A 13,371-nucleotide genomic window follows, 5' to 3' on the forward strand; every position below is an offset into this window, starting at 1 on the left:
GCCCATGTTCATGGGGGCCAACCTGCGCATCGACGACTACCGGCCGGTGGTCACCGAGCTCAACTACGTCATGGGCAACACCATCGTGGACCGTCTGGACGCCAACGCCGACGACGGCATGGCGGGCATCCTCATCACCGGGCGCGAGGCCACCGGCACGGTCAACCCGGAGATGGACGCCCTGGCCAATTTCAACCCCTGGGCCAAGTGGGAGGCGGCCGAGACCTCGCGCATCGCCACCCTGTTCGGGAGCACGCCGGGCAACCGGATTCGCGTCGAGCTCCCGGCCGCCCAATACGACGGCCTCAAGCACGCCGAGCGCTCGGGCATCGCCGCCTACACCGCCAACTACATCGCCAACGCCCATCGGGATGAAGGCGACGATGAATGGCGTTTGACCATCCTGTAACCCCAAGAACAGAAAGGAGTTCGTATGCCGCAGGAACAGCAGCCGCTCGCGTTGGGCGGCGGGAACACGCTGGAGATCAAGGACAACCTCTCCGGCAGGACGCTGGAATTCTACTACCGCCTGCCCACCCAGGCCGAACGCGACGCCTACACCAAGGCCACCGTGAAGCACAAAGGCAACAAGGTGCTGTCCAAGGCCAACACCTTCCGGGAACAGACGGCCATGGGCCGCGCCGTGCTGCTCGGTTTCCGCAAGGGCGACCTCGCCAACCAGGCCGGCCAGATCATCAGCTCGGACAAGACCGACCCGGCCTACGAGTCGGGTTGGAAGGACCTTCTGGGCCAGCACCGCCCGGACATCCTGGCCACCATCGGCCGACTGGTCATCAAGTCCACCAGCAGCATGGACGAGGAAAACAACTTCGAAGTCGTGGAGGACTTCGGCGAGGACCCTTCGAATCCGTTATTCGACGACACTTCGACGGATGCGCCGGACCAGACCAGCCCCTTGCCGAGTGCGTAGCCGCCAACGGGCCGTGGCTGCAGGCGGCCTGCGCCGGCTGTGACAAGCGCCTGGCCGCCCGCAGCCCCTACGTGAGCTACCTGATCTGGCTGCGCACCAAGCGTCTGGGCGGCTACCCCTTCGGGCAGGACGACCTGGACGAACAGACGTGGATCGACCTGGGCATCCTGGAGCTCCATTACCAGCGCCAACAGCTGGAACTCTATTACCAAAGCCATCTGCGACTGTTTTAAGCCATGACCACCGCCGAAAACCGCGTCCGCATCATCATCGAAGCCGACAACGCTTCGGGCCGTCGGGGAATCCAGGAAACCGCACAGGACCTGGATTCCCTGAAGGCCAAGGGGCAGGCCGTCGACCTTGGCGGCGCGCTCAAGCTCGACGCGAGCGCGGTGACGCAGCCGGTCGCCAAGGCGACGCAGGCCCTGGACGGCATGGGAACCACGGCCAAGAAGGCCGGCGACGATGCCGGCGCGGCCATGGCCACGGCCGGGGCGGAGATCAAGAAAGCCGGCAGCGAAGCCGAAGCCGGCGGCAAGGCCGGCGGCGCGGCCATGCGCAACCTGGGCGGCGGCGCGGCCGAGGCCAGGGCGCAGGCCGAGGCGCTCGGCGCGAACCTGTCCGACATCCGCGCCCTGGCCGCCCAGCTCGCCCCGATCCTCGTCGCCGCCTTCGGCGTCGACCAGGTCATTTCCTTCGCCAACCAGGTCGTGGGCGCGGCCATGGCCATGGAACAATTGGCCGCGACCTATCAGGCCGTGTTCAAGGACGCCGCCGCGGAGCAGCTCCGCTACGCCGCGTCCATGGCCGACGCCTTCGGCAAAAGCCTCCTCGACGTCGCCGGCTCCTACAAGAAGTTCGCTGCCGCGGCCGACGCGGTGGGCCTGTCCACGGCCAACCAGCAGCGGACCTTCGAGGCGGTCACCGCTGCCCTGACCAAGGTCGGCGGCTCCTCCCAGGACGTGGCCGGGGCGCTGCTCGCCCTGGAACAAATGCTGTCCAAGGGCACGGTGCAGGCCGAGGAATACCGGCAGCAGTTCGCCGAGCGCATCCCCGGCGCGCTCAAGATGGGCGCGGACGCCCTGGGCGTGACCACGGCCGCCTTCCAGAAGATGATGGAAAACGGCGAGGTCGTTTCCACGGACTTCATTCCCAAGCTGACGACGCAGCTGGCCAAATTCGGCGACGGCTGGCAGGCCACGGCCGACACCGCCACGGCCAATGCCGAGCGCCTGAAGAATTCCTTTCTGGAACTGTCCAACTCCCCGGCGTTGACCGGGCTCGTGAGCTTCATCGAAAAGGTCGGCGCCTCCTTCAACAAGAACCTGACCCACAACATCGAGCAGATCACGGTGACGGTCCGGTCGCTCATGGCCGAGGCCAAGGGCGATCTGTCCCCCTTCGCCACGTGGACCAACGACCTGGACAGCCTGAAAAAGCAGCTCGAGGCGCTGGATGCGCGCAAGGCGACCTGGATCAAAGACCTCAAGGACCAGGCGCAAGGGCTGGCCGAGGCGCTGGTCGACGTCCAGACCCATCAGGTGGACTTCGGCCCCTCGGGCGAGACCGTCGACCAGCTGCGCGCCAAGCTCAAATGGTTCGAGGACCAGATCAAGGCCCTGACCGGCCAGACCTGGGTGGTCAACGTCGTGGCCAACGTGGACAACTCCCAGCTTATCCAGGCCAAGGCCTACATCCAGGACCTCATCAAGGGCACGGCCGAATACAAGACCAGGAGCCTCGAAGCCAAGGCCTACGCCCTGGACAATGCCGTCAATGTGGTCGCGAGCAGCAAGGCGACGGTGGAAGGGAAGCTCAACAACCCGAATATCGACCTGCGCGAGGCCGACGCCCTGTCCCGGGAATTGGAGAGCCTCAACGGCCAGCTCGCGGACGCGAACCTCGGTTACAAGGAGCTCAAGAAGCAGCGCGACGACCTAGCCAAGCAACAGATCAAGGACGGCGGCGCGGTCGCCGGCTTCAACGCCGGCCGGGCCGGCGTCAACGAATCGGAGCTCGACAAGTCCACCCGGGTGGCCGACGCCCACACCCTTTCCGTGGCCCGGCAAAAGGACGCCTATGCCGAGCTGCAAGCCGGCCTGACCGACCTGCCGGGTTATTACGAGAAGGTCCAACGCGTCCAGGAAGCCGAGGACAACACGGTCAAGAACCTGACCAAGTCGAGCAGCGCCGCGGCCAACGCCATGGAGCGTTTCGAGTCCCAGGGCGCGGCCTATCTCCAGTCCATCGAAAACCAGATCGACGCGCTGTCCGCCCAGATCGGCGGCGACAACCTGACCGCCGACCTGGCCAAGGTGGACAGGCGTTACGACCAGCTCGGTGCGACCATCCGCAAGGCCATGATCGGGGCCAAGGGCGACGTGTCCGACTACCGGGCGGCCCTGGCCAAGCTGGAGGAAGCCCGGGCGTTCGAAAAGCAGATCGCCGAGATCAAGGCCTGGGGCAAGGCCATGGACACGGCCGCCGGCACCTTGAAAGAACTCGGCCGCCTGACCGGCGATCCGGACCTGCTGTACGGCGGCTCCCAGGTCGAGCTGCAAAAGTGGGCGCAGGAGCAGGAAAAGACCGTCAAGGCCGTCTATGCCGACGAAGGCGAACGCGTCCAGGCCCTGGCCGACCTCAAGGAGGAAATCCGCCTCAAGGACCTGGAAGCCCAGAAATCCGCCTTTTCCGAGCTGGCCGGCGTGTCCGACGCCTATTGGCAGGCCGCCGGGGCCCTGCTCGACGAGCACCTCAAGCGGGTCAAGGACAACTGCGACAGCGAGGTCGCCTACGAGGCCTACGCCGCCAAGAAGCGCTCGGAGCTGCGCAAGCAGGAGATCGAGGCCCGCCTGGAGTACGAGACGGATTTCCTCTCGACCCTCAAGGATGCGCTGTCCCTCGAATTCGGCCTCTACAAGGACGCCGCCACGCGCCAGCGCGATTCCTGGGTTTCGCTCTCCAAGGACCTCGCTTCCGGCGTGCACGACCTGTCCGACACCATCGCCGGCGGGGCCACCGACGCCTTCCAGGCCTGGATCACCAATTCCGGGAGCATGGCCGACGCCTTCAAGTCCGCCATGGACTCCATGCTCGATTACCTGATGCGCATGATCCAGCGGATGATCGCCTACGCCCTGGAAAACTACGTGGTCATCCCCATCGTCGAATCCGTGGTGGGCTCGTCCGGGTCGCTGACGGGGACCGGGACCGATTCCGGGTCGGGCTCCCTGTCCAGTTCGGCCCTGTCCAAGATCACCGGCAAGGCCACGGACTACGGCATTTCCAAAGGCATCGACGCCATTTCCGGGCTTTTCAGCGGCACTACTTCGGCCGCCTCGGGCGTGTACGCCGCCGGTTCCTACGGCCTGGGCTCGAGCCTGATCGGCGAATCCTCGAGCCTGCTGGGGGCGGGCGCGGGCGGCATCTGGGAAGCCGGATCGGCGGCGTCCCTGGCCGCCACGCCGTCGGTGGCCGCCACGGTGCCCACGGCGGCGGCGGAAGCGGCGGCCGCCACCGGCGGCGCGGCCACAGGCGCGGCGTCCACGGGCATCGGCCTCGGCACGGCTCTCGGCGTGGTCGGCGGCGTGGCCGCCCTGGGGGGACTGCTGGCCATGGGGCTCTCGACCACCAAGACCGAGCAGAAAACCGGCTCGGGCATCCGCATCGCGGTCATCGGCGACGACACCAACGTCACCGGCACGGACTATTACAAGGTGACGACCTCCTCGATGCTCGGCGGCTCGTCCACCTCCCACGAAATCCGGGAGACCGGGCCGGCCGACGCCGCAACCACGGCCGCCGTGGAATCCGGCATGGGGGCCTACACCGCAGTCATCAAGAGCGCGTTTCAGAAGCTGGGCGTTTCCTCGGCCGAGGAGAGCCTTTCCAACTTCTACTTCCCCACCTGGGACGTGGCCCCGGGCCAGGAAGAGGATTTCTACAAGAACGTCTCCAATGCCAAGGTGGGCAAAATCCTGGCCGACGCCGGCCTGACGGACGCCGTTTCCGCCATCGCCAACAAAGGGGAATACTGGATCGACCTGATTACCCGGCTCGAAGCGGCCATGACCACCGTGGGCACGGCCACCAAGCAGATGGGCTTGTCCCTCGAATCGCTGGCCGGCGAGGACTACATTTCCGGGCTGGTGGGCAAGATGCTGGCCGCCGGGGATTCGGCCGGCACCGCCGGCATGGACTTCGAATCCCTGGCCGGCGTGCTCGACGACGAAACCCTGGCCTCGCTCAAGGACATGCAGGCCCAGGCGGCCGCCACCGGCGAGGAGGTGCAGGCCACCAACGAGCAGCTGCGCCAGCTCGCGCTGGCGCAGTACGCCAGCGAGATCGTGGCCGCCTTCGGCTCCACGGACGCCGCGCAAAGCGCATTCAACCGCTACTTCACCAACGCTTACAGCGCGACCGAACAGGTTACGCGCCTCATGCAATACTACGCCGAGGGCGCGGGCGAGGCCATCGGGGCGCTCGACGCCTCGGGCGTGACCCTGGAAAACTTCTGGAGCTCCTACCGCGCAGCCATGGAGTCCGGGCCGATAAGCGCCGACCAACTCAAGGCCTGGGACGACGCGGCGCAGTGGGTCGAGGCCTGGGACACGTCGCTCAAGACCGGCGCGCAAGCCTGGGACGACGCCAACCAGACCATCGTCGACGGCATCAACGACCAGATCAAGGCCCTGGAGGCCCAGCGCGACGCCATCCAGAAAGTCCTGGACCTGTGGTCGGATTTCCTGACGTCCATCAAGGACCTGCGCCAGGAAATCAAGCTCGATGCGGGCTTGAGCGATTTGTCGCCCAAGGAAATCTACGAGGCCAAGAAGGCGCTGTTCGACCAGACCGCGGCCAAGGCCCGGGCCGGCGACGAGAAGGCCATGGCCGAGCTGCCGGACGTCACTAAGGATTTCCTGTCGGCCTCGCGCGATTACTGGGCCAGCTCCGAGCGGTATTACGACGACTTCGAGCACGCCGACGCCACCCTGGCCAGCCTGGAGGACTACGCCCAGGCCCAGGTCGACCAGGCGCAAGCCCAGCTCGACGCACTCAACAACGAGATCGCCATCCTGACCCTGCAGGTGGACCAGCTCACCCTGGTCAACTCCAACCTGGGCACCCTCGGCAACCTGGTCGGCGACGGCATAAGCGCTGTCGTCGGAGCCATCAACAACAGCTCCTTCTCTTCGGCCTATGCCGATTCCATCGCCGCCGCCAACGCGGCCCAGGCGACGGCCGCCGCGTCGCTGCGGGCCACCTTCTCGGGCGGCTCCGCTTCGGCCGAAGACGCCGCCGCCTCGGCCGTCGATTGGTCGAGCCTGTGGGGCGGCGACGTCTCCTCGGCCCTGTCCGGCTCCCTGGAGACCGACGAGGACGGCAACATCCATTGGGTGGGCTTTTCCGAAGGCGGCCTGGCCAGGGGCGGCGTCCGGGGCGTGGACAGCATTCCGGCCAAGCTCATGGACGGGGAACGCGTCATCGACGTCAAGCATACCAAAATCCTGGAGTGGCTGGTCGAGGGCGGCAATACGACCAGCGTGGACACGGGCGGCATCGAACGCCGCCTGGACCGCGTGGCCGCCACGTCGGCCCTGGCCTCCCAGGCCAATCAGGCCGCCATCACCGGCCTGCGCCGCGAGATGGCCGTCATCGCCAACAAGCTGTCCCGGGACGCCCGGCGTCCCAAACCGAGGGCGCGGTAATGCTGACCAAGATGATTTCCGAGCTGGCCGCCGGCGCGCCGACCAGGACCGCCGAGATCCCGGTCAACATCGGCGGCCTGACGGTCAAGCTGACCGTCGAACAAGTGTTGCGCCTGGCCGCCCCGGCCGACAGCGGCGCGGCGGCCGCCGTGCATTCGCTGCTGTCCCATGCGGCGGCCGGCCTGACCAACGGCCACGTGCTGGTGGCCACCGGCCCGACGACCTTCGAGTTCCGGCGGCTCACGGAATTCCATCTGCCCAATCCGGCGAATATCGACGTCGCGGGCAACGCCGCCACGGCCTCGCGCCTGCTCAACCCGCGCCGGATCGCCGGCGTGGAATTCGACGGCACGGTAGGCGTGGCCATCCCCCACGGCAACCTCGCCGACGCCGGCGGCAACAGCCACGCCCAGCTCGACGCCCACGTGGCCGACGCCGCCAAGCACCGGGAGATCGACGACGCCGGCACCGCGGCCACCGACCTCTGGAGCGCCGCCCGGATCATCGCCCAACTGGCCGACCGGGCGGCCGTCGATCACAGCCATGCCCTGGCCGACCTTTCCGAGCGCGCCTACGTCTCCCTGACCGAGCGGCCGGCGTTTTTCGCCGTCGTCGCCGTGGCCGGCCAGTCTTCCTTGGTCGCCGAGGCCGAGGGCGACACCCTGACCCTGGTCCCCGGCGTCGGCATCGCCATCACCACGGACCCGGAAACGGACGCCGTGACCATCACCAACATCGGCGGCGGCATTCCCGGGGCGCACGGCCATACCGGGCCGGCCGACGGCGGAACCGTGGCCCACGGGGCGCTGACGGGCGTGGATGCCGACGCGGGGACCGGAGCGATCCACCATACCCTGGGGACCGGGGCCAACCAGGCCGCGCCGGGGAACCACGGCCACGCCTATCTGCCGCTGTCCGGCGGGGCGCTGACGGGCGCGCTGACCATTGCCGGCGGCACGGCCTGGCACTCGGGAAACGACGGCCCCGGTTCCGGCCTGGACGCCGACACCGTGGACGGCAGGCACGCCGACGAGCTGGGGTCGCCGGCGCTTCGCATCGTCATGGCCCAACAGTTCGGGGCGTTTTGATGGCCGGCGCGTACCTTGTCGAAATCGAGGCCCACGTGCCGGCCTCCTGGATCGTCGGCGGCGACCGGATCGGCCTGCTCGCCGCGCCGGGGACCGCCCTGGCCACCGAGGGCCGGGTGGAGACCCTGCGCTTTTCCTCGGGCGTGGGGCTCATGACCCGCCCCGACGACGAGCCGCCCAACACCTATTACGAGCCCCGGGTCGCTGTGCCCTTCAACTTCGAGCGGCTCGTCTTCCAGGACGGCGTGACGGCCGGCGCAGCCGACGCCGGCTACGGCGAGATCGAGTTGTCCAATCCCGACGGGGTCTACGACTATCTGGCCGAATGCGGCCTCGACGGCCGCCGCGTGTGCCTTCTCTACGGCGAGGAAACCGGGCCGTTGTCCGGGTTCGAGGTGGTTTTCGTCGGCACCATGACCCAGCCGGAATTCTCCTGGCACCGTGCGATCCTGCCCGTGCGCGACCGCGCCGAGGGACTGCGCCGGGCCATCCAGCAAAACGTCTACGCCGGCGACAACGAAGGGCCGGTCGGCGTCGAGGGCGACGACAGCCTCAAGGACAAGACCAGGCCGTTGGCCTTCGGCCGCTGTCGCAACGTCCCGGCCACCTGCGTCAATGGCTCGACCCTGACCTATCAGGTGCATGACGGCCAGGTGGCCGCCATCCCGGCCGTCTACGACAAGGCCATGCCTCTGACGCCTGCCGGCGACTACCCCACGGCCGAAGCCCTGGCCGCCGCGACGTTCGCGGCCGGCCAGTTCGCCACCTGCCTGGCGCGGGGGCTTTTCCGGCTGTTGGGCAAGCCGGCCGGCGCGGTCACGGCCGATGTGGACGGCGACGCCACGGGCGGCGTGTGGGCCGCGTCGGTTGCGGCCATCATCCGCCGCATCGCCCTGACCCGGGCCGGCCTGGCCGAAGCCGAGCTGGACCTCGCCGCCTTCGACGCACTGGAGGTCGCCTGCCCGGCTGTGGTGAGCTGTTTTCTCGACGGCGGCGACAAGTCCGACATCGACCAGGTCTTCGACGACCTCTGCGCCAATATCGGGGCGTGGTGGTGCTTCGACCGCCTGGGACGGCTGACGGTCGGCCGTTTCGAGGCTCCGGCCGGAGAGCCGGCCGCGACCCTGACCACGACCGAACTCCTCGACGGCGGCCAGGGGCTGGAAATCCTCCCGGCCAGGGACCTGGCCGACGGTGTGCCCGTCGCGAGCGTCTCTCTCGAGTACCAGCGCAATTGGTACGCCCAGCAGGCCGACGACCTGGCCGGCGGCGTGGACGACACCCGGCGGGCCTGGCTGGCCGAGGAGAACCGCACGATCAAGGTCGAGGACGCCGCAATCCGGGAGGTCCACCTCCTGGCTCCGGAACTGGCCGTGGCCACCTGTCTGGACGAGGCCGATGCGGCACGGGCCGAGGCCGTGCGGCTCCTGGCCCTGCACGGGGTTCCCCGACAGCGCCTGCGCCTGCCGGTCAAACGCCCGTATGCCCGTGGGCTCGACCTCGGCTCCGTGATCGCGGTGCGCCTGCCCCGTTTCGGCCTGTCCGAAGGGCGGCTTTTCACGGTCATCGGCATGACCGAGGAATACGAGACCGGCCATGTGACCCTGGAGGTCTGGGGCTGATGGCCGCCGGTCTGCTGTGCTTCGACAACCGGGCCGAGCAAGCCTCGCTTTGCGGCGGCGCGTGGCAAACGTCCCTGTCCAATCTCCAGGACCGGTTTCTGACCCGGGTCGCCAGGTCGGCCGGCCTGGCTCCCGAGGCCACCCGGTTCGACGTGGACCTGGGCCGGGAAAGGACCATCAAGCTCGTGGCCATCCCGGGCCATACCCTGTCCACGAGCGCTCGCATCCGCATCCGTTTTTACGCCGACGCCGCCCGCGCGGTCCTCAAATCGGACAGCGGCTGGCGCGACGTCTGGCCGGCGCTTTTCGCCACGACGGACCTGGAGTGGGAGGACGACAACTGGTGGTCCGGCCGCGTCCTGGCCGAGGACGTGGACAAGTTGCCGCGGCAGTTCTTCTACCTGCCGCCGCGGCAGGTCTTTTGCCGCTATCTCTCCGTGGACATCGACGACCAGGCCAATCCCGTCGGCTACATCGACTTGTCCCGGCTCTTCATCACCTCGGGCTGGCAGCCGATTTTCAACTTCTCCTATGGCGGTTCCCTGGGCTGGGAATCGACCACGTTGGTCGATTCCTCCCTGTCCGGGGCCGAGCACTTCGAGGAGCGCCCGCCGTACCGCGTCGTGGTCTTCCGCCTGGACTACATGGACAAGGTGGAGGCCACCAACAAGGCGTTGGCCATGACGCGCGCCCTGGACGTGGTGCGCGAGGTCTTTTTCGTCTTCGACCCCGCCGATGCGCTGCTCATGCAGCAACGGTCCTTCCTCGGCCGACTGCGCAAGCTGTCGCCGATGGAACTCATCGCGTGCAGGATCAACGGCATGGCATTCGAGATCAAGGAGGTGGTCGCATGAGCGACGCGGCCGACCGTTTGGAGGGGTTTTACAACCCCAACGATTACGACCCGACGGGCAATCCCGGAGGCATGGGAGCCGGCGGGCATCGCGAGAACTACATTCCGTCCTTGCGCGACCACGCCGCTGTTTCCCGCGAGACGGCGGCCAGGGCAAAGGAAGTGGAGCAACTCGCCGGCGACCTGCGCGCCGCGACGCTTTCGGGCGGCGGACTGGTGCTGGCTTCGCCCTCGGACACGGCAGCGGGGTCGTTGGCCAGCAAGATCGGCGTGGACGGCCTGGAGGCGTCCATCGCCGACGAGGGTGGGGGCGAACGGCTCGTGCTGACGGCCAAGCCCAATATCGGCGCGGTCCTGTATCTGGCCCAGACCTGCAACGCTTTTTAAGGAGGAGACGATGGCCGCCAACACGCAACCGATTTTTCCGGGAATCCCGAGAAATGATCCCGTGACCCTCGTCAATGCCGACGGGACCACGAAAAAATCGCTTCTGACCGCCGGGGCCAATGGCGCACGCGTGGATTCGCTGCACGTGGCCACCGACGATACGTCCACGGCCGTCCTCGGCGTCTACCTGACCAAATCTGGCGTGGACAGTTATCTCGGGGCAGTCACGATCCCCGCCGGCGCTGGGGGCACCGGCGCATCGCCTGTCGAATTGCTCGACACTATAAACGCCGGCAATCCGATGGTCTTGGGAGCGGGCGTGTCGCTGAAGGTGGGCGTGGCCGCGGCCGTCACCGCCGGCAAGACCCTAACCGTCGTCGCCTTCGCCGGCGACTTCTAGGAGCCGTCCCATGGCGCGCAGCTTTGCCGATTATCGGCCGCAGACCGGCAAATGGACCAAGCGGCTTCCCGTGGGCTCGCGGCTGTTCGATTTCTACAAGAGCCAGGGTGATGTGACTATCACCAATGCCACCAGCATCCCCACGACGCAAAATGGCCCGATTCAAGTCGTCCGTTTTGGCAGATTGACTGTCAACGCAGCGCTCACCGTGAGTAAGAAATGTCGCGGCTTGATGATTCTTTGCGATTCGCTGGTCGGCGGGGCGGCCGGCAGTATATCGATGTATGGCGCAGGAGCTATCCCTGATTTCCCTTGGCCATTGTACGATGTATCTATTCCTGACAGCATCGTGTTGCAAGCTGGAAAAATTGACCAGCAAGACGTCCTTAGTTGCATCCGTAAAACAGGAACCTTCCTCGGCGATCCAATCTTCTGGCAATACCCGGACGCCGCGATGGCTGATTGTGTCGCCACATTGAACCCAGGTTTGAAGTTGATTTCCGCTGCCGGCTGTGGCGCTGCCACTGCTGCCAATTCGCTTACCGCTGGTGGGCCTGCTGGTCGACATGGGCCTGGGGGTAATGCCGGGGCCAACGGGCCGGGCAGTGGCGGCCAGGGGGCGGCTTACCTGCCAGCCGAGGTAGCGACCGCCACCGGCGGCAGGGGCGAGCGCGGTTATCCATGGGGCGGTGGACGCGGCGGCCAGGTGGGCAACGGCTATGGTGTCTGTGGGCTGCCCGGGGACTGTTATGCCATAACCTACGGCGTCGGCGGCAACCTCATCATCATATGCAGAGGGAATATCACGCTGGCTGCCGGCTTTGTGCGGTCCACCAACGGTGTTAATGGCTATTATGCCGGCGATGGCGGATCTGGTGCTGGCGCGAATATCTGTATCTATGGCGGATCTAAGACTGATGCAGGCTCGGCTACCGCTACCGGTGGTTATTCGACTCCTTTGAATGGCTACTATGGTGGACCGGGCGGGGCGGCCCCAATAACCGATAAAACGTTTGTCCAGATGGGGTGGGCATAGGAGTATCCCATGGCTCAAAAACTTATCTTGCTGCATTGCGAAGTAGTCGCGGCCAGCCGGGATTTGCTGGCCCTCTGGAAGGCCGCCAACCCCGTCCCGGGTGACGTGGTGTCCGACCATGTGGCCGCCGTGGCGTTGATGCCCGCATTCCAGGGCTACCCGGCCGTGGTCTACGAGGACGCGGCCGGGGTGCGGCACTGCCTGTTCAACCCTCTCACGCTCGAAGCTGTGACGGCGTGGCGCGAGGGCATCGACAACCCGCCCCAGGCCACCAGTATGAGCCGGACCGCATTCCTGGCCCGGTTCACCAACGCCGAATTGCTGGCCGCACGCGAGCTGTCCAAGACCGACGTGGTCCTGGATCTCTTTTGGATGCAGGTGCTCGCCGCCGACGTGGTCGACCTCACTTATCAGCCCGTCATCGACGGCGTCCGCTACCTGGTCGGCAAGCTGCCCGGCTTCGACGCCGCCCGGGCCGACGCGGTCCTGGGGGTGACGTCGTGAACCGGTGGCGCATCCTCTGCATCGACGGCGGCGGCATCCTGGGCCTGATCCCGGCCGTGATCCTGGCCGAGATCGAGGCGCGGGCCGGCAAGCTCGCGGGACAGCTCTTCGACCTGGTTGCGGGGACCTCGACCGGCGGCATCATCGCCAGCGCCGCGGCGGCCGGCATCCCGGCCAGCCGGGTGGTCGACCTCTACCGCCAGCGCGGCCGCGAGATCTTCTCGAAGAGCCTCTGGCACCGTCTGGCCACCGGCTGGGGCCTGTGGGGACCGCAGTACGGGGCCAAGGGGATTGAAGTCGCCCTGGCCGACGTCTTCGGCGATTTGATGCTGTCCGACTGCACGGCGGAACTGCTCGTGCCGGCCTATGACATCGGGGCGCGGGCTCCGCTGCTCTTCAAGTCGTCCAAGGCCCGGGAGCCCCGGCGCAACTGCTTCCTGCGCGACGTCTGCCGGGCGACGTCTGCCGCGCCGACGTATTTTCCGCCGGCGCGCATCGCCTCCCAGGCCGGCGACATGGCCACGCTGGTGGACGGCGGCCTTTACGCCAACAACCCGGCGGCCCTGGCCCTGCCCCAGGCGGCCAAAGCCGGCCGGCTGGGCGAGGTGTTCATGGTGTCGCTGGGGACCGGCGACATCAACCAACCCTACCTTTACAGCGACGCCAAGGGCTGGGGCCTGGCGCAGTGGGCGCGCCCGCTGATCGGCTGCATGTTCGACGGACAGTCCGACGTCTCGTCCTACGGCTGCGGAGTGCTCCTGGGAAGCCGCTACGTCCGGCTCCAGCCGGCGCTGGCCAAAGAACAGGCCATGGACGACGTCAGCGAGACGGCCCTGGAAACC

General features: G+C 67.2%; 12 protein-coding genes. All 12 read left to right on the plus strand.

The genetic code is table 11. The features are described from left to right. The coding region (locus Q1K70_RS20855; RefSeq protein WP_300164259.1) for a hypothetical protein at positions 1-409 on the plus strand (409 nt) is incomplete at its 5' end. Between the two features lie 24 nt (positions 410-433). After that, complete coding sequence (locus tag Q1K70_RS20860; RefSeq protein ID WP_300164262.1) at positions 434-931, plus strand: hypothetical protein; 498 nt, start codon at positions 434-436, stop codon at positions 929-931. A gap of 71 nt (positions 932-1,002) precedes the next feature. After that, entirely contained in the window at positions 1,003-1,164 is a 162-nt protein-coding gene (locus tag Q1K70_RS20865) for a hypothetical protein (protein ID WP_300164264.1), read from the plus strand. A 3-nt stretch (positions 1,165-1,167) separates the two neighbouring features. Then, positions 1,168-6,639, plus strand: coding sequence for a tape measure protein (locus tag Q1K70_RS20870; protein ID WP_300164267.1), 5,472 nt, complete (start codon positions 1,168-1,170; stop codon positions 6,637-6,639). Continuing rightward, positions 6,639-7,727, plus strand: a complete 1,089-nt coding sequence (locus Q1K70_RS20875) for a hypothetical protein (protein ID WP_300164270.1) — start codon at positions 6,639-6,641, stop codon at positions 7,725-7,727. The genes Q1K70_RS20870 and Q1K70_RS20875 overlap by 1 nt, the downstream gene beginning before the upstream one ends. Beyond that, on the plus strand, positions 7,727-9,349 hold the full coding sequence (locus tag Q1K70_RS20880; protein ID WP_300164273.1) for a hypothetical protein: 1,623 nt from the start codon (positions 7,727-7,729) through the stop codon (positions 9,347-9,349). The genes Q1K70_RS20875 and Q1K70_RS20880 overlap by 1 nt, the downstream gene beginning before the upstream one ends. Then, positions 9,349-10,203: a hypothetical protein gene (locus tag Q1K70_RS20885; RefSeq protein WP_300164276.1), complete on the plus strand. Its 855-nt coding sequence runs from the start codon at positions 9,349-9,351 to the stop codon at positions 10,201-10,203. The genes Q1K70_RS20880 and Q1K70_RS20885 overlap by 1 nt, the downstream gene beginning before the upstream one ends. Next, positions 10,200-10,589 (plus strand): hypothetical protein, encoded by a 390-nt coding sequence (locus tag Q1K70_RS20890; RefSeq protein ID WP_300164279.1) that lies wholly within the window; start codon positions 10,200-10,202, stop codon positions 10,587-10,589. Before Q1K70_RS20885 ends, Q1K70_RS20890 begins: the two co-directional genes overlap by 4 nt. 10 nt (positions 10,590-10,599) lie before the next feature. Beyond that, complete coding sequence (locus Q1K70_RS20895; protein WP_300164282.1) at positions 10,600-10,989, plus strand: hypothetical protein; 390 nt, start codon at positions 10,600-10,602, stop codon at positions 10,987-10,989. Positions 10,990-10,999: 10 nt separating this feature from the next. After that, positions 11,000-12,025 (plus strand): hypothetical protein, encoded by a 1,026-nt coding sequence (locus Q1K70_RS20900; protein ID WP_300164284.1) that lies wholly within the window; start codon positions 11,000-11,002, stop codon positions 12,023-12,025. 9 nt (positions 12,026-12,034) lie between these two features. Continuing rightward, positions 12,035-12,529 carry a hypothetical protein gene (locus tag Q1K70_RS20905; RefSeq protein ID WP_300164287.1) on the plus strand — a complete coding sequence of 165 codons (495 nt, stop codon included), beginning with the start codon at positions 12,035-12,037 and terminating at the stop codon, positions 12,527-12,529. Continuing rightward, positions 12,526-13,371 (plus strand): CBASS cGAMP-activated phospholipase (locus tag Q1K70_RS20910; protein WP_300164290.1); only part of this gene is annotated, 846 nt, incomplete at its 3' end. The genes Q1K70_RS20905 and Q1K70_RS20910, both read left to right, overlap by 4 nt.

Origin of the sequence: Solidesulfovibrio sp. (assembly GCF_029978005.1) — a bacterium.
In the GTDB taxonomy this organism is placed as follows: domain Bacteria; phylum Desulfobacterota; class Desulfovibrionia; order Desulfovibrionales; family Desulfovibrionaceae; genus Solidesulfovibrio.

What these genes read in the sequence shown, in the direction of transcription:
- Q1K70_RS20860 (WP_300164262.1), top strand. Translation starts at nt 434, where the DNA reads ATGCCGCAGGAACAGCAGCCGCTCGCGTTGGGCGGCGGGAACACGCTG.
- Q1K70_RS20870 (WP_300164267.1), top strand. Translation starts at nt 1,168, where the DNA reads ATGACCACCGCCGAAAACCGCGTCCGCATCATCATCGAAGCCGACAAC.
- Q1K70_RS20875 (WP_300164270.1), top strand. Translation starts at nt 6,639, where the DNA reads ATGCTGACCAAGATGATTTCCGAGCTGGCCGCCGGCGCGCCGACCAGG.
- Q1K70_RS20880 (WP_300164273.1), top strand. Translation starts at nt 7,727, where the DNA reads ATGGCCGGCGCGTACCTTGTCGAAATCGAGGCCCACGTGCCGGCCTCC.
- Q1K70_RS20885 (WP_300164276.1), top strand. Translation starts at nt 9,349, where the DNA reads ATGGCCGCCGGTCTGCTGTGCTTCGACAACCGGGCCGAGCAAGCCTCG.
- Q1K70_RS20890 (WP_300164279.1), top strand. Translation starts at nt 10,200, where the DNA reads ATGAGCGACGCGGCCGACCGTTTGGAGGGGTTTTACAACCCCAACGAT.
- Q1K70_RS20895 (WP_300164282.1), top strand. Translation starts at nt 10,600, where the DNA reads ATGGCCGCCAACACGCAACCGATTTTTCCGGGAATCCCGAGAAATGAT.
- Q1K70_RS20900 (WP_300164284.1), top strand. Translation starts at nt 11,000, where the DNA reads ATGGCGCGCAGCTTTGCCGATTATCGGCCGCAGACCGGCAAATGGACC.
- Q1K70_RS20905 (WP_300164287.1), top strand. Translation starts at nt 12,035, where the DNA reads ATGGCTCAAAAACTTATCTTGCTGCATTGCGAAGTAGTCGCGGCCAGC.